General features: G+C 64.3%; 16 protein-coding genes. 4 read left to right on the forward strand and 12 right to left on the reverse strand.

Annotated features, from left to right (window positions below; genetic code table 11):
* The first annotated feature begins 124 nt into the window (after nucleotides 1-124).
* The 3 genes from AC1DEK_RS01040 to AC1DEK_RS01050 are packed head-to-tail and all read left to right on the forward strand — an operon-like array spanning nucleotide 125 to nucleotide 2,718.
* The gene (locus tag AC1DEK_RS01040; protein ID WP_478123341.1) at nucleotides 125-1,156 is read left to right on the forward strand and encodes a chorismate transformation FkbO/Hyg5 family protein; all 1,032 of its coding nucleotides are present in this window, start codon (nucleotides 125-127) and stop codon (nucleotides 1,154-1,156) included.
* A 15-nt stretch (nucleotides 1,157-1,171) separates the two neighbouring features.
* Entirely contained in the window at nucleotides 1,172-1,975 is an 804-nt protein-coding gene (locus tag AC1DEK_RS01045) for a lysophospholipid acyltransferase family protein (protein ID WP_478123342.1), read from the forward strand.
* On the forward strand, nucleotides 1,942-2,718 hold the full coding sequence (locus tag AC1DEK_RS01050; RefSeq protein ID WP_478123343.1) for a glycosyltransferase family 2 protein: 777 nt from the start codon (nucleotides 1,942-1,944) through the stop codon (nucleotides 2,716-2,718). Before AC1DEK_RS01045 ends, AC1DEK_RS01050 begins: the two co-directional genes overlap by 34 nt.
* Nucleotides 2,719-2,930: 212 nt before the next feature.
* Here AC1DEK_RS01050 and AC1DEK_RS01055 read toward each other — a convergent pair whose 3' ends face one another.
* The 4 genes from AC1DEK_RS01055 to AC1DEK_RS01070 all read right to left on the reverse strand — a co-directional run bounded on the left by AC1DEK_RS01055 (nucleotide 2,931) and on the right by AC1DEK_RS01070 (nucleotide 5,799).
* Nucleotides 2,931-3,140, reverse strand: coding sequence for a styrene oxide isomerase (locus AC1DEK_RS01055; protein ID WP_478123344.1), 210 nt, complete (start codon nucleotides 3,138-3,140; stop codon nucleotides 2,931-2,933).
* A 403-nt stretch (nucleotides 3,141-3,543) separates the two neighbouring features.
* Nucleotides 3,544-4,659: a GNAT family N-acetyltransferase gene (locus AC1DEK_RS01060; RefSeq protein ID WP_478123345.1), complete on the reverse strand. Its 1,116-nt coding sequence runs from the start codon at nucleotides 4,657-4,659 to the stop codon at nucleotides 3,544-3,546.
* A complete protein-coding gene (gene yidD, locus AC1DEK_RS01065) occupies nucleotides 4,559-4,888 on the reverse strand; it encodes a membrane protein insertion efficiency factor YidD (RefSeq protein ID WP_478123346.1) in 330 nt (109 codons plus the stop codon). Before yidD ends, AC1DEK_RS01060 begins: the two co-directional genes overlap by 101 nt.
* Before the next feature lie 278 nt (nucleotides 4,889-5,166).
* Nucleotides 5,167-5,799, reverse strand: coding sequence for a glutathione S-transferase family protein (locus tag AC1DEK_RS01070; RefSeq protein ID WP_478123347.1), 633 nt, complete (start codon nucleotides 5,797-5,799; stop codon nucleotides 5,167-5,169).
* Between the two features lie 481 nt (nucleotides 5,800-6,280).
* Between AC1DEK_RS01070 and AC1DEK_RS01075 the strand changes: the two genes are divergently transcribed.
* Nucleotides 6,281-6,613, forward strand: coding sequence for a hypothetical protein (locus tag AC1DEK_RS01075; RefSeq protein WP_478123348.1), 333 nt, complete (start codon nucleotides 6,281-6,283; stop codon nucleotides 6,611-6,613).
* Between the two features lie 162 nt (nucleotides 6,614-6,775).
* Here the strand turns inward: AC1DEK_RS01075 and fabG are convergent, their stop codons facing one another.
* From fabG to AC1DEK_RS01115, 8 genes are read right to left on the reverse strand one after another with little or no spacing between them, the layout of a single operon-like run.
* Nucleotides 6,776-7,507, reverse strand: a complete 732-nt coding sequence (fabG, locus tag AC1DEK_RS01080) for a 3-oxoacyl-ACP reductase FabG (protein ID WP_478123349.1) — start codon at nucleotides 7,505-7,507, stop codon at nucleotides 6,776-6,778.
* Nucleotides 7,504-7,971, reverse strand: coding sequence for a hotdog family protein (locus AC1DEK_RS01085; protein ID WP_478123350.1), 468 nt, complete (start codon nucleotides 7,969-7,971; stop codon nucleotides 7,504-7,506). Before AC1DEK_RS01085 ends, fabG begins: the two co-directional genes overlap by 4 nt.
* The gene (locus tag AC1DEK_RS01090) at nucleotides 7,972-8,718 is read right to left on the reverse strand and encodes a class I SAM-dependent methyltransferase (protein WP_478123351.1); all 747 of its coding nucleotides are present in this window, start codon (nucleotides 8,716-8,718) and stop codon (nucleotides 7,972-7,974) included.
* The gene (locus AC1DEK_RS01095) at nucleotides 8,715-9,542 is read right to left on the reverse strand and encodes a polysaccharide deacetylase family protein (RefSeq protein ID WP_478123352.1); all 828 of its coding nucleotides are present in this window, start codon (nucleotides 9,540-9,542) and stop codon (nucleotides 8,715-8,717) included. The genes AC1DEK_RS01090 and AC1DEK_RS01095 overlap by 4 nt, the downstream gene beginning before the upstream one ends.
* A 50-nt stretch (nucleotides 9,543-9,592) precedes the next feature.
* Entirely contained in the window at nucleotides 9,593-11,986 is a 2,394-nt protein-coding gene (locus AC1DEK_RS01100) for an MMPL family transporter (RefSeq protein WP_478123353.1), read from the reverse strand.
* Nucleotides 11,983-12,612, reverse strand: coding sequence for a LolA-related protein (locus AC1DEK_RS01105; protein ID WP_478123354.1), 630 nt, complete (start codon nucleotides 12,610-12,612; stop codon nucleotides 11,983-11,985). Before AC1DEK_RS01105 ends, AC1DEK_RS01100 begins: the two co-directional genes overlap by 4 nt.
* Nucleotides 12,584-13,564, reverse strand: coding sequence for an acyl-CoA synthetase (locus AC1DEK_RS01110; RefSeq protein ID WP_478123355.1), 981 nt, complete (start codon nucleotides 13,562-13,564; stop codon nucleotides 12,584-12,586). The genes AC1DEK_RS01105 and AC1DEK_RS01110 overlap by 29 nt, the downstream gene beginning before the upstream one ends.
* Nucleotides 13,561-15,270 (reverse strand): AMP-binding protein, encoded by a 1,710-nt coding sequence (locus AC1DEK_RS01115; protein ID WP_478123356.1) that lies wholly within the window; start codon nucleotides 15,268-15,270, stop codon nucleotides 13,561-13,563. The genes AC1DEK_RS01110 and AC1DEK_RS01115 overlap by 4 nt, the downstream gene beginning before the upstream one ends.
* Between the last annotated feature and the right edge of the window lie 6 nt (nucleotides 15,271-15,276).

Genomic DNA, 15,276 nt, shown 5'->3' on the forward strand with positions numbered 1-15,276 from the left:
CCGGTGCCTTTTTGGGATAATCCTCGCGCTGATGCGCCACATTCGCGTTCCCGGGCATCTCTTCTTTGGACCTCTTCAGCCGCCTCATGAACATTCCAATCACGACACTCATTGTCGAGGCCCAGTGACAGCACGAGTACCACTCGGGGCGCCTCCCCTGCGCGTAGAGCGCCTTTCGTTGCCCGACAGCCTGGCCCTCGCCGACGGCGGGCGTTCGCCATTCGGTGCACTCGGCTATGGAACCCCGGATGGCCTCCCCTGGATGCCGACCGTGAATGCACGCGTGCTGTCGGCGCGCGGCGCCATGGCCGACGTCTGGCATGCCAGCGAACACATCGAATCCGGAACAACGGGCGTCGTGCGATGGCGCAGCGACGGCCATTGGATGCTCGGCGCCATCGACCTTGACGAAACGGTCGAAAAGCAGGGCCTGGCCAAGCTCGCCCAGCGGGCTTATCACGACCTCTTCAAGTCGCTGGAGCAGACGGGCTGCGCTCACCTGCTGCGGGTGTGGAACTATCTCCCGCAAATCAACGGCGACGGCGGCGGTCTCGAGCGTTATCGGCAGTTCAACCTCGGCCGGCAAGAGGCATTCGTCGAAGCCGGTCAGGCCGCGTTCGAAGGCGCGCCGGCCGCCTGTGCGCTGGGCATTCATCAGGGCGCGTTGTGCATTCGATTCCTGGCCGGCCGCACGGCGCCGCTGCCGATCGAGAACCCGCGCCAGGTTTCGGCCTACCGCTATCCGCCGGCCTACGGCCCGCGCGCGCCTACTTTCTCGCGCGCCGCACTGGCCGAGATCGGCGGCGGCAACGTCGCGCTCTTCATTTCCGGCACCGCCAGCATCGTCGGCCACGAGACAGTGCATACCGGCGAAATCGTCGCGCAGACGCAGGAAACACTGCGAAATCTGGAAGCCGTGATCGGCGCCGCCAACGAACGCACGAGCGCCAGGTTCGGTCTTTCGGCACTCGATTGCGTGGTGTACGTGCGCCACGTCGCTGATGCGCCGATCGTGCGGCAGGTGCTCGAACAAGCACTCGGAGCGGACGCACACACGGTCAGCCGTGCCGTCTATCTCGAAGCCGACATCTGCCGCCAGGATCTTCTGGTGGAAATCGAAGCCCATGCCGTTGCCGGCGGCAGCTTGCGCGCCTGAAGAGCGCCTCTTGCGATGAACCGGCCGCTTCCCACAGCCATGGCGCTCTCGGTCCTGCTCGCGTTGCCGCTCTATATCCTGCTCGCGCTGCTGGGGTGCATCTCGCTCGTCTGGAATCTGATCGCGATGTTGCTGTATCCGGTGCTCCCGTTGAAGACGGCGCGCTCCCTGGGCCGGATGGTCATCGCGCGCGCCTACCGCTTCTTCTGGGCCGCCGCTTCGTTCAGCGGCATGATGCGCATCGACTCCAGCTGCCTCGATGCCTTGCGCGACGAACGCGGGCTGATCTTCGTCGCCAATCATCCGACCATGCTCGATGCCTTGCTGCTGGTGGCAAGACTGCCGCGCAGCGCCTGCATCATGAAGGCCGACCTGATGCGCAACATCTTTCTCGGCGCGGGCGCGAGGTTGGCGCGCTACATCCGCAACGACTCGGCCCGAACGATGGTGCGGCTCGCGGTCGAAGACCTCAGGAACGGTGGCCAGTTGGTGATTTTTCCCGAGGGCACGCGGACCGTGACGCAGCCTCTGAACGCCTTCAGGCCCGGCGTGACGCTGATCGCCAAGCTGGCGCAGGCACCGATCCAGACCGTCTTCATCGACACCGATTCGCCCTATCTGGCCAAGGGCTGGCCGCTGTGGCGCGTGCCGCCCTTGCCCATCGTTTTCACGCTGCGATTGGGCCAACGCTTCGCGCCTTCGCACGACAGCGACGCGCTGCTGCAGCAGATCGAACAATATTTCCGCCAATCCATGGAACAGCGCACTCCGCAGGCGCAGCCCGAATGCCAGACGTCTCGCGTACCCACCTTGTCCTGATCCCCAGCTACAACACGGGCGAACGCCTGTTCTCGACGGTCAAAGCGGCACGCGCTCAATGGAACCCCGTGTGGGTGGTGATCGACGGCAGCACCGACGGCACCGGTGAACGGATCCAGCAGATGGCGGCTTCGGATCCAGGGTTGCGCGTGTGGGTGCTGGAGCCAAACCAGGGCAAGGGTGCGGCGGTGCTGCACGGGCTTTGCGCTGCGCAAGCGGCGGGCTTTACGCATGCACTGACGATGGATTCCGATGGGCAGCATCCGGCGGACCTCATCCCGTCATTCATGAAGGCATCGCAGGCGCGTCCCGAGACGATGGTGCTCGGCCGGCCGGTCTTCGATGCCAGTGCCCCACTGCTACGGGTGCGCGGCCGGCGGGTGTCGAACAGTTGGACCCAGCTTGAGACGCTGTTCGCGGGCGTCGGTGATTCGCTTTACGGATTTCGCGTCTATCCGGTGGCGGATCTGATCGCGACGATGACGCGACAACCGTGGATGCGTCGCTTCGACTTCGACACCGAGGCTGTGGTTCGGCTGGCGTGGCGCGGCATCAAGCCCGTCAACATCGATGCGCCGGTGAAGTACCTGAGCGCTGAAGAAGGCGGCGTTTCGCACTTTCACTATGTGCGGGACAACCTGCTACTCACGTGGATGCATGCTCGGCTGATGGTGGAGTTTGTGCTGCGGCTGCCTGGGTTGCTGATTCGCAAGTTGCGGCGAGCTCCGCCGTTTCAGGTGTGAGTTTGGTCAGCGCCACCGGGCTTACGCAGTAGGACATCCGTCGCCAACTAAAGTCAGGGTCAGTTCCACGTCGTGTCGAGCCCGCAACTCTCGTTCGAACTGAATGATTTTCTGCGGCGGCGTAGCCAGGCAAGCCACAATCAGAACTTTGCTCGGCTTGATTCGCACCACTGCATCGACGACGGGCGTGGCGAGTGCAGATTTGACTTCGCCTACTTGATAGGCATCTGGCGTGATGCTGACCTCGCCAGAAGCATGACGCCTCCACCAACCAGACTCGAATGTGCAACCCGCCAGGCGCGAACGCGTTCTTCGTCGAGGTTCTGGTTGATTGCGCTGCCCAAAGGGGCCCCGCACAAAAAGCCGACGAGTAGCACCAGGAAGCCGCTACTTGAAAGCACGGCGGCAGACACAGTTGCCATTCGTTCAGTCCGTTGATTTACGTCTCCTGAGCTTAAACGAAGGCGCTTTGGACGACGGCGACGAGAGTCCGGACTTGGCCGCGAGCCGCGGTACGAGCCGCTACTGTAGCCATCGAAGATTGGCCCAGAAACTATCGCCGAATCGAGCAGCGCAGATTCCGCAGACGAGGACGACAACACCCACAAGAATGCATGCACCCAGAGCACTGAGCGGCGACAGGCTGACGCATATGCCCAAGCCGACCGCCAGGCCAAACAGAGCTCCGCACGCAAAACGCACCTTCAATTCGAATGCATCAGGCTTCCTCCCTGCGAGAGCCGGCCCCGATTCGGTCTTCATGCTCGTCCTGACGTTTGTTTGGAGGACGGCGTCGCCCTCCGGTGTTGGCCGATTGGCGCCGGCCTACCTATCCACCGTCTTGCGCAGGACCGCGTTGCGCTGAACGACGCGAAATCCGCAGCTCTCGTAAAGTCGAGCGGCGTCGTGTGCATTGTCGGCATCCACGCCGAGCACGGATTCGTTCATGCCAGCGTCGCGTTGCGCATGTAGGGCCCTCGCGATTAGCGCGCGCGCCAAGCCGCGTCGGCGCCACGGCGCTCCGACGCTGATGAATTCCGTCTCGCCGCGCCGACGGTTCTGCGTCGTGTTCTGCTCTTCGTTGATAAAGGGCTTCACCTGCCCGGCCACGCGACCGCTTTCCACGTGCCAGGCCACCTGCCACAAGTGCGGCTGAAAAGTCGGCAGCGTCGTCCAGCGCTCGAAGTCGCCTGGCTTGGGCGGTGCGATGCCCCAATGTCCCTGCAAAGCTTCCATGTGGGCGTCGAAAATCGGGCGCAAATGTTCTAAATGCACCGGACGCACCTCGAAGCCTTCGGGCAGGGGGGCGGCGGGTATGTGGTCGAGCGTGGGCCGCTCCATGAGCATGAAATGGCGAGCGGGCACATAACCGGCGCGGCGCAGCATTGCTACGCGGCCGACTTCGCCCTCGGTCACGAAGACGTGATGCACAGACACACCGCCTTGGTCCCTCGCAAACTCGCGCTGTCGCGTTTCCACCCAGCGCAGCAGTTCGGCGCCAATGCCGCGCCGCCGAAAGGCTGGATGGACGAAGCCGACCTGACCCTGGGCCAGCCAGCCGTTTTCGTCGGTCCAGTGCGAGGTGCGCACGTAGCCCACCAACTGGTCGTCGAGTTCGGCCATCACGATGTCGCCCTGCGGGTCGAAGTCAGTGAACCGGGCGTAATCTTGTCGTATGTGTTCCGGAGTGCGAATCCAGCCCATCTTGTCAGCCGCAAATACTGCGTTGGCCACCTCTGCCATCGCAGGAAAATCGCCATCGCCGGCAAAGCATCGCAATCGAAGGCCTGTTGGGATTTTTTTCATCGCAGCAAATGTCCGCTCCTGGGCCGTTTGAAGCCTAGCTTGGCCAACAGCAGCAAGTTGCCACGGAGACACCGCAATCCAAGGTGTTAGCCACCGACTGCCATGGTCCTGTTGACGTGTTCTGACGGCGCCCATCGGGCCCCTCCTGTTGTGACACGGAATTCAGGCGCGCCGACTCAGCGCACTTGCGAAAGCGCCGCACCGTCAACATGAAGCCGAGCGTCATGCCAACACGAAAAATGGCCTGCTTGGCAAACTGAAAGCAGGAGGCGCCGCCCGAGTGCACTCCGTGGGCGCAGCTGAATCCCTTGTACGGCGAGTAGCGCTGATAACCTTCGATTGCCGATACCGCCATGCCTCTCATGTGGTCGCCCTCATCGGTATTGTTCTGGCCGCATTCTGCCTGCCGCCGCCCATGCCTACTTGAAGTCTTTGCCCATCAGCTCCCACACGACACCGGCAAGCCACCCCAGGCCGACGAGCCATGCTCCGACCTGAACGGCATCCGCGCCTGGCGCCAGCCAATGGACAAGCACCGCAGTCGGCAATGCAGCTACTGCGCCAAAGCGAGGACATCAAGCGTTTCAGAGGTGCGTGGTGAGTGTCTGGTTCTGGTGGCGACGTGACCTTTGAGCAGCGCGCTCATGGTGCCATGACCTGCCGAACCACGGCACGGGTACGGTAGCGCTCGAACCACGCAGCCACCTCACAATACTCGTCATCGAGCGGGACGCCTCGTCGGCGTCCGAAGTCCAGAGCTGCGGCGAGCGTGCAGTCAGCAATCGTAGGGCGGTCGCCGGCGATGAAGCGCCGTCCATCGCGCAGCCGGTCGTTTAGGAAGCCCAGCCCAAGCGGCAACATGCTTCTGAAGTGGTCTGCCAGCAGCGGTTCGGGCCGCCGCGCCATCGGCGAGTTCGTCGCATGGACAAGCCTGCCGAGGGGCAGCAGCACGCGCAGTTCGGCGACGCGGTCCAGCTCGCGCACTCGCGCCCGCTCCAGGGTTGTGCTGCCGAACATCGAAGGGTCGGGAAAGCATTCCTCAAGATATTCGATGATGGCCAGCGATTCGCTGAGAAACACGCCATCCTCGACTTCCAGAACCGGAATCCTGCCTATCGGGTTCCGCGCTAGGTGCGGCTCCTGACGCTGCTCCCCGGCCTGAAGATTGACGACGACATCGGTGACCTGGAGAACTGGCTGAACCGCATTCTTCTCGGCCACGTAGAGACGAACACGCGTGGGGCTGGGGGCACCTGGACAAATGAAAAGGTTCATATTGGAGGCATCGCCTGAAGGACCGCTCCTGCGCGAGCCGCAGTACAAGCCTACCGGAGCCAACGAAGATTCGCCCAGAAGTTGTCGCCGAACCGAGCGGCGCAGATTCCACAGGCGAGGACGGCAGCCCCCACAAGAATGCATGTGGCCAGAGCACTAAGCGGCGACAGATTGACGCATAGGCCCAGGCCAACTGCCAGCCCGAGCAGAGCTCCGCACGCAAAGCGCACCTTCATCTCGAATGCATCGGGCTTCCTGCCCGCGAGAGCCGGTCCTGATTCGGTCTTCATACTCGTCCTGGAGGTCTGTATGGAGGACGGCGTCGACCGTCCGGTGTTGGCCTGCATCCTGCCACATGGTTGTCGGCGCCGGGGTGCCCGAAGCCCGGCTCAAATTTTCTACAAATCTGCCGATATCAAACAACTTCAGGCCGAACAAAAGCTCGCGACCGGAATTTCAGAGTACTACAAGGAGAGAGCACATGCTGATTTGGAGAGGGTATGGAATCATGGTTGCGATATTCGCGGTCCTCGGCCTGCTTGCCAGCAAGATTGGCGCGGAGCGCTTGTTTGGAGTCCCGATTCCGGTCGACAAAAAGCAATGGTCTGAACTGATAGGTTTGTGCTTTGCCGCAGCTCTGGTTTACGGACTGCATCTCCTCCTGCAAAGGTCATCCGAGCCGCGCGCCGTGATTGACAAGAAGACCGGGACGGAGATGGTCCTGGTGACCAAACACGACCTCTTCTTCATTCCAGTGAGGTATTGGCCATTCATTTTGGTCGCGCTCGGCTTGATGTCCTTCTTTCAGAAGTAGTCATCGCCTCCGGATGGGTCGTTCGCTTTTTGCCCGCATCAGCTCGCACGGCGTGACGCAGGTGCGACTCGCGAGTTCGGAAATGCCGATGACGAACGCCCCCGTCGAACAGCCACGGAGCCCGCGCCGCCTACCGGGCGGCCCCCCAAAAGAGCCGAAGCACTAAATCATCCCACCATTGATCGAGATCACCTGCCCAGTGATGTAAGCAGCGTCGTCACTCGCAAGAAACCCCGCCAGCGCCGCCACTTCTTCCGGCCTACCCGCGCGTTTAACAGGCACCATCTGATTGATCGTCGCCGCATCGAAAACCCCATCAGCCATTGGCGACGCAATGATCCCCGGCGCAATCGCGTTCACCGTCACGCCCCGCGCAGCAACTTCCAGCGACAACGCCTTGGTCGCACTGTTGAGTGCACCCTTGGCCGCTGCATAGTTGACCTGCCCTCGATTGCCCGTCAAAGACGCCACCGAAGAGATGTTCAGGATGCGCCCCCACCGCGTGCGCAGCATCGGCAACAACAGAGGCTGTGTCACGCGGAAAAATCCGTTGAGCGATACGTCGATCACCTTGTGCCACTGCTCAGGCCGCATGCCCGGCAGAACCGCGTCGTCGTGGACACCGGCATTGTTCACGATCACCTGCACCGGTCCGCTCTCGAGCATGCGTTCGCATGCGGCGCGCGAAGCCTCGTCGCTACGCAGATCGAACATCACGCATTCGGCTTTGCCACCGGCCTCCATGATGGCCGCAGCCAGTTGCTCGACCGCCTCGGGCCGCGAGTTCGCGTGAAGCAACACTGTGGCCCCGTCGCGGGAGAGACGTTGAGCAATGGCCGCGCCAAGCGCGCCGCTTGCGCCAGTGATCAGCGCGCGTTTTCCTGTGAGACTCATGATGTGGTTTCCATGGCGAGCGGTGTATTGAGCACGACGACTGCCCGCCCCTCTGCAAGCGAACGTGCAGCGTCGTCTTTCACCGCGAATTCGTAAAGTATCTGGCTACCATCGCCTGAGATTCGCTGGGCATGCACGTGCAACGCCCCGGCAACATCGTCGATGCGCTCGACAGCCAGCCGGACATTGCGCGCACTCGCCAGAAACCCGGCCGATGGCTCGCTCCCCTCCACTGCCAACAGGCCCCCATGCAAAGCCATCGCCTGGGCGGCGTACTCGATGAGCGTCGGCGACAACAGCCCACTCGCGGTGCGAAGCGGATTGTCAGCGCGCGTGTGGGTCGTCGTCGTGCAGTGGATGGCGTTCGCGTCCCATGATTCCAGCCGCTCCAGCAGGCACATCGTGCCGCTATGCGGAATCCGCCGGGCAATGCCCGCCTGGTCGAGTGTTTGAGGTGCGGTCATTCAGATTTCCTTCAGATCGGCCACGAGCAGAACATTGGCAAAGGGCGTTCCCTGGCTCATCGGAATGCTCTGCACGGAAAATCCCAATCGCTCCAGCAGCGCCATCCAATCGTTGAGCGTGCGGCCCCAGGTGGGCGACACGCGATGTCCTCGAATGCGAGTCACCGTCCGGTCAACCCATTGGCTGATCGCGAAACCGCGTCTGCTGGCCGCATCGCCGACGCGCAACAGCAGCCGCCCGCCCGGCTGCAATGCATTGCGTACCCGATGCAGGACGCCCTCTTGCGCTTCAAGGTTGACGTAATGCAGCACATCGAGAATGACCACCAGGTCACTCGGCGGCAAGCTGGCCTTGCACATGTCGGCGCACAGGAAGCGGGGCGTCGGCTGCAGATGCCCCACCGATGCTTCGGCGCGAGCCACATCCTTGGGCATCAACTCGATGCCCGTATAGCTGGCGGCTTTCGGCGCGACAGGCCACGATGCGGGCCATTTTCCGGCTTCCGTTTGCATGGCGCTCATCGCCGACAGCAGACTCGCGAACAGACCCTGGCCGCACCCGATGTCCACCACGCGACCATGCGCTTCTCCGATCAGGCCCCTTTCGATGAGCCCTCTGAAGACCGGATCGCGGCCCAGCTTGCCGCGCGCGAAATGCCAGGCGAAGTTCCCTGCCCTCCTGTACGGATCGGTCGCACGCTCGTGCAATCGATGCCACGCGGCGTCGGTAGAAGCCCGTTCGCTCATACCGACATGCCTTTCGGCAAGGTTACTGCGCGCAAGCCGTCCGTCCGGATGCGCGCCAGAAGCTGCGGCAACACCTCCAGCACGACGGCTCGCCCGGCGGCCGTACGCGCTGCATTCCCGTCGTGCAACAGCAGGATGTCGCCAGCCTTCAGGTTCTTCGTCAGCCGCGCAAGCACCGTCGCCGCGTCGCCCTCGCGCGTGTCGTAGCCGCGCCGCGTCCAGCTGACCAACGACAGGCCCATGCCATGCAGCACCGGCGCCAGGAAGGCATTGCGCAATCCCGCAGGCGCACGAAAACACGTTGGACGTTCCCCGGTGGCATCTTCCAGCACCTGCTGCGCGCGCGAGATCTCGGCCGTGAAGCCGCGCGGGCCGAGCAATGAAAAATTGTGCCGATGCTGTGCCGTGTGGTTCTGGATGCTGTGCCCGCGTGCGACGATCTCGCGCGCCAGCGCCGGATGTTCGAGCACACGTTCGGCGATGCAGAAGAACGTGGCGCGCTGCTCATGCGCATCGAGCAGGTCGAGCACCTGCGGCGTGACCTCAGGATCGGGCCCATCGTCAATGGTGATGGCAACCTCCCGCCGATCGGCGGCCGCCTGCGGCAAGCGCGTGATGTTCGGGCCCAGCAGACTGCTGCGCGGCGTCAGGCCAGCCACCGTGATCACCACATGGTTCAGCACGACCGCGGCGATCGCCCAGGGCGCCGCACCCGGGACCAACCAGGCTGCACCCAAGGCGGCGACATGCCAGCCAACACTGGCGCGAATGATCGGCGGCCAGGACCACGATCCGGGGACTGATGAGGAAAGAACTTGCGACATGAAAATCTGGAGCCTGAAGATGCTGAACCGGCGCCGCTCGGATTTTCCCATCAGCGGGGCGCCGGGCCATCCGCCACTTTGGCGCGCGCGAACGCCGCGGACAACAACAGGGCGAGGAACGCGCCGGGCGCAACCACCCGGCCGATGGAAGACAGTGCCGGAATGTTCGAGATGGCGATCAATCCGAACGAAATGACCGTCGTGAGATTGGCGAGCATCAGCGAAGCCAGCGTGTCGGCGTCGGCCCGGCCGGTCTCGCGCAGCTGATCGAAGAAAAGCGCGTAGTTCGAACCCACCGCCACGATCAACAACAGCCCTACCAGGTGCAGGATTCCCAGCGGCACCTGGAGCGCCGCCATCCCGCCGAGCGTGAGCACCACCGCGACCACCAACGGCTGGCACACGGCCAGCAAGCGACGGCCCGAGCGCAGATAGGCTGCCAGGAGCACGACCACTGCCAGCGCGCCGAGCATGACCTGCACGAACGCTTCATGCAGATAGCGCTTGTACAGGCTCGAAAGCTCATCGCCCACATTCACCACCTGTACATCTGGCAGCCCGTCGAGCGCGTGTGCCAGGCGACCGGTGTCGAAACTCGCGCCCGGATGCAGTGCGATGAGGGTCGACCACCCGTCGCCAGCCTGGCGTTGGAACATCAGCGCGTTGACCACGGCATCGAGCGGGCCGCCCTCCAAGTCGGTTCGCTGGATGATCGGCTGGGCCCTGGCCGCCTGAGCGTCGGAGATGAAAGGCTCCAAACGCGATGCCGACAACGGCAGGCCGCGCGTCGCTTCGACCAGGCGCGCGCGCAAGGTTTCTGCATCCGGAAGGCTCGCTTTGCGCGCCTGTTGCGCTGCTTCGCTCGGCAACAGCCGCGTGACGGATTCATAACCGGCCAAGTCGCCCTTGTCCACCAGCGCTTCGAGACGCTCGCCAGCGGTCTCGGCGCTTCGCAGGGTCGCCTGGATGTCTGCGCCATGGATCACGATCAGCGTGCCGCCGTCGCTGGCGCCAATGTCACCTCGCAGTTCGGCATCGAGTTCCTGCGCTGCCTTGGGAACCGGGCTCATCGCGCCGAGATCGGCTCGCCAAAGATGGCCGCCCTGCCACACCACCAGCGCCAGCCCGGCCACGCCGAGCCCGATGAAGGCATAACGCAGCCGCGGGAGTCCGAGCACGAGCATGCCCGCGACCTTTGCCATCTGACCTCGCATGCCCATGCCGGTCGCACCGTCCGGAGCGAGCACCGGCAGCACATGGCGCGCCACGAGCGCCGCCGCGATCAGCCCCGCGAGCGAAAACACGCCCAGTTGCGCCAAGCCCGGAAAACCTGAGAAGACAAGCGCCGCGAACCCGCAGACGGACGTCAACAAACCCAGCCGGACCGTTGGCCAGTGGATGTCGCGCCAACGCTCCCAGCCCATGCCAGGCACGGCCGCGCCGCGCGCCTGGATGAGGTAGTAGATCGCGTAGTCGACCGTCTCGCCGATCAACGTGCTTCCAAAGCCCATCGTGAGGCCGTGCACTTCGCCGAACACCACGCTGACCGCTGCCGTGCCTGCTACCACGCCAGTGGCGACCGGAAGCAGCGCGACGACCAGCGCCCGCGGCGAGGCGAAGGCCAGCAGCAACAAGGCGCCCATCACGATGCCGCCGACGACGGCGAGGTGAATCGCTTCCGACTTGATCTGGTCGCGGCTTTGCACCGAAAAAACCGGCGCGCCGGTCATTTGCAATTGCGGCTTGGCACCTGCGATTCCCTGCGTCGCGGCATCGAATTCGCTCTGCACTTGCTCGATCGCTTTCGAGACGGCATCGAGGTCACTGCCCGCCGCATGCGTCGTCGCTAGGATGAGCGCGCGGGGTGCGGTCCGCGAGACCCACACGCCCTCCTCGCTGCGCGGCGAGGTCGCCGGAATCAGGTTCTCGGCAATGCGCTGCGTCTCACCTGTCGGGTCGCGCTCCAGCAGTGGCTTGAGTGCGTTGCCTGCGGGTGTTCCGAGCATCGACAAGGAGTCGACGATTGCATCGCGCAAGCCATTGGCGGTGAACCGATCCGGCGTGACATCGCTGGCGAGCAGATAGCGATGATCGAAGATCCATGTGCCGGACTCCTTCCAGTCGCTGGTGTCGCCGTTCTGCACTTGATCGAAGAGATGGCTCTTGCGCATCGCCGATGCCACCGCGCGCGAAACATCGGCGCGTTGCGCAGCGTCCTTACCGCCTTGGATGCCGATGAAGATTGTTCGGGACGCGATTCCACTCCGCAACTGCTCGATCAGCACACGCTGGCGCGCATCGGGATTTGCCGGCAGGAATGCCGAGAGGTCCGCCGAGAAATGAGTCCTCGCAATCCACGCCAGTCCCGCCAGCATCAACACCAGCCAGATCGACAACACCAGCGCGCCATGGCGCCGGCGGGACGCCGCAATGGTTCGGGTCACGGCGCCGACCGCGCCGGCGTCCGGGCGGCACCGCCAGCGCCGCGTCGGGGCGTGATCGTCATCACGGAACGATCGCCGCCGATGAACTCCATCTCGACCCCGAGCACCTCGCCGCCGCGGCCAGTCAGGCGCATCGAGCGCACCTGGGCCGCCAGGCGTTCGTCGACGGGTTTCAGCTCCAGCGCCCAGCTATTGCTGGAGCCGGTGAGCGTGCTGCGGAAATAGCGCTCCAGGTTCTGCGCATTGCCGGTCAGGGTCCCACGCATGGCTTCGACCATGCCGAGCAGTTCGGGCATGCTGTCGAGCGTCATCGTGCGGGTGCGCCCGCCACGCGACAGGGTCAGCGTGTTGCCGTCCACCGACATCGATTCGGGCCGCGGCGTGAGCGTGCGGCGCACCAAGCGATCGGGTGCCGTGAAGCTCAGTTCGCCGCTCGCGCTCAATGGCCCGTCGAGGCCACGCACAAAGCGCTGCTCGGTGAAGGTCGCCTCGCCGCTCTTTTGCTGCGCAAGCAAGCCCATCAACTCCGGCAGATCGAAAGCCCACGCCGTGGAGGCCGAAAGGGCGAGCACCGCCAGCAGCGCCCTGCACCAGCGGTCAATCCGAATCTTCGAGCCAGAAATCATGAAAATTGAACCAATTGTGCGGATACGCGCGGCACAGCGCTTCGAGTCGCGCGACGTAGCTTTCAAGCGCGGACCGGATGCGCCGCTCCCGCTCGGCCGGATCCCTGACGTGTTCGCTGAAATCGGCCAGCGGCTCGAACAGCACATCGTAGCGGGCGCCGCCCACATACAAGCCTGCCATGAAAAACACTTTGCGCCGCAACAGGGCCGCGAGCCGGAATGGGCCGTCGTTGAAAAGCGCCGGCTGGCCCAGAAACGGAAGCTCGATGCTGCTGCCGCGCTGTTGACCTGCTTCTTCGGGCCCAGCCAGCGTCCGGTCGGCCAGCAAGCCGGCCAAGCCGCCCGAATCGAGCCAGTCGCGTAGCTCGAGCATGGCGTGCGGCCGGCCCAGGCCGATGATGTGCGGCCGCAACTCGGGCAGACTGATCGCCTCCAGCATGGCGTTGATCTGTTGGGCGTTCTCCTGGTACATCAGCATGGCGAGCCGAAGACCGGCCGGCGCGCCGCTGTACTGCTTGGTTGCGCCCAGCGCCTCGAAGCTGCCGACATGCGCGCCCAGCATGAAGGCGCCCCGCCCCGCGTACACCTCCGCCTCGACCGGCTGCTGACCGGTGACCCGGATGTCGAACAGATCCATGCGGCCGCGCAGGAAGTAGAGGCGATCGAGCACCGTTGAAGCAAAAGAATGCAAGAGCCGATAGCCGTCGCTCCACGTCGCGCTCGGCCCGATGGCGCGAAACAGGTAGCGCTTGATATGACGGCGCGGCGTCGGCGAAAACAGCAGGAAGTACAGCGAGATGGGATGCAGGATGAGCCGCGTCAACCGACGACCGCATTTGATGGCGATCCAGCAAATGACGCGCAGCGCGAGCATGTTGCTGCGCTCAGGCGCACGCAGCCATTCGGCCTGGCGCAATTTGGCATCGCCGCTCTCTGGCGGCGAACCACTCATGACGCGGCGCCGACGCCGGGAATCCAGCGCCCGCTGGCGGCGACGACCCTGCCGCAGCGCACTTCGAAACGGAGTCCGCGCGAAGCCCCGGTTTCGGGTGTCAGATCTATGAGCAGCGTGCTGCCCGGACGCACCGGCGCGAGAAACTTGGCCGCCGCCAATGTGGGCTGCGCGCCAAGGCGTGCCGCCAGCGCCGGAACGCTGCGAACCGCCTCCAGGACCTCCGACACGAGCAGCGCGCCCGGCAAAAGCGGCTGCCCGGGAAAATGGCCCGCGAACGCCGGATGATCCTCAGGCACTTCGCGGGTCAACTGCACGGGCGTGTCGTCGGAAGCCAGATGCGCCAGCGCAAACTCGCGCAACGATCGCGCCGTGAGCTTGCCCGTTCCCTCGCGCGGAAACGCGGCCACATGCACAACGCGCCGCGGCACGAACACCGCTTCGATGCGTTCGCGCAGCGCGGAAATGATGGCCTTTGCATCGAGCGTGGGCGCGACGACGAAGGCTACCGGGCGCACCACACCATCCACCACGTCATCAGGCAGCCAGAAGGCGCCGTCGACCACGCCGGGAATGCTGTTGAGATGGTGATTGAGGTAGCCCAGCGAACTGCGCCGCCCTGCAACGTGGATCAAGTCATTGGCACGGCCCAGCAGGCGGAAACTGCGGTCGTCGACCAGTTCGAGGATGTCGGCCATGGGGGTCGGCTCGGCGATGTAGTCGCCCGAGACAATGAAGCGTTCGGTTCCGCTGTCGTCGTGTTCGACATGGACGCGAACCTCGCCGAACGTTTCCCAGACTTCGCTTTGTGTGGGCCTGCGGGTGGCAACCTGGCCCGATTCGGTGCTGCCGTAAATCTCGATCAGGGCGCCGCCCATTGCCTGCTCCGCCTGCGCCGCGAGTTGTGGCGAAAGCGGCGCGGTCGCCGAAAGGATCAAATCCACCTTCGGCAAGCTGATGCCTGACAGCAGCAGTGTCTTCAGATGAAACGGCGTGGTCACCAACGCCCGCGGTTGCGGAACGCACGCGAGGGCCTCGGCCACATCCGCCGGAAAGAACGGCCGGCCGCTGTCGAAAGCCGCGCCGCCCAGCAACGCCAGCAACGCCGAGGATTCGAGTCCATAGCTGTGCTGCACCGGAACCGTGGCCACCAACGTGAGTCCGGAAAGCGACGGACGCCCAAGCAGGCTGGAGAGGCGCTTCACTGCCGCATCCACACATTGGACCAAAGCTCCCCAACTCTTGGCGTGTGGCTTGGGAGCGCCGGTGGAACCGGAGGTCAGCAGACTCACCGCATGCATTCCCCGGTCAAAGGCGGGCACCGGCGTATCCGTGTGGGTCGACGTTGTCGCGGCGGGTCGATGCTCGAAGAGGACGCGCGGCAGCCCGGGCGTTTCGACGTCCGCGCTGTCGGCGACGGCGAAAGCCGGATCGCCCACCTCATGCAGTCGCGCCAAGGTATCGGCGCGCGCATCGGGCGGCAAGAAACTGGTCTCGCCGCGAACGAGCGCGGCAGCAAGGCTCACCGCAAAGGCATAGCGATCGACGCAAAGATTGACGACCGGGCCGCCGTCGCGCAGTTCGGGTGCGAAGCGTGCGACGTCCGAGATGAACTCGCGCGCGCTCACGGGCACACCGGCGCGCCATGCAATGGGCTGGTCGAGATCGCGCTCTGCGATCAGCGGCAAAAAGAAGGAAGAACTCACCGTCAG

It is taken from the genome of Variovorax sp. 10N420 (genome assembly GCF_056394705.1).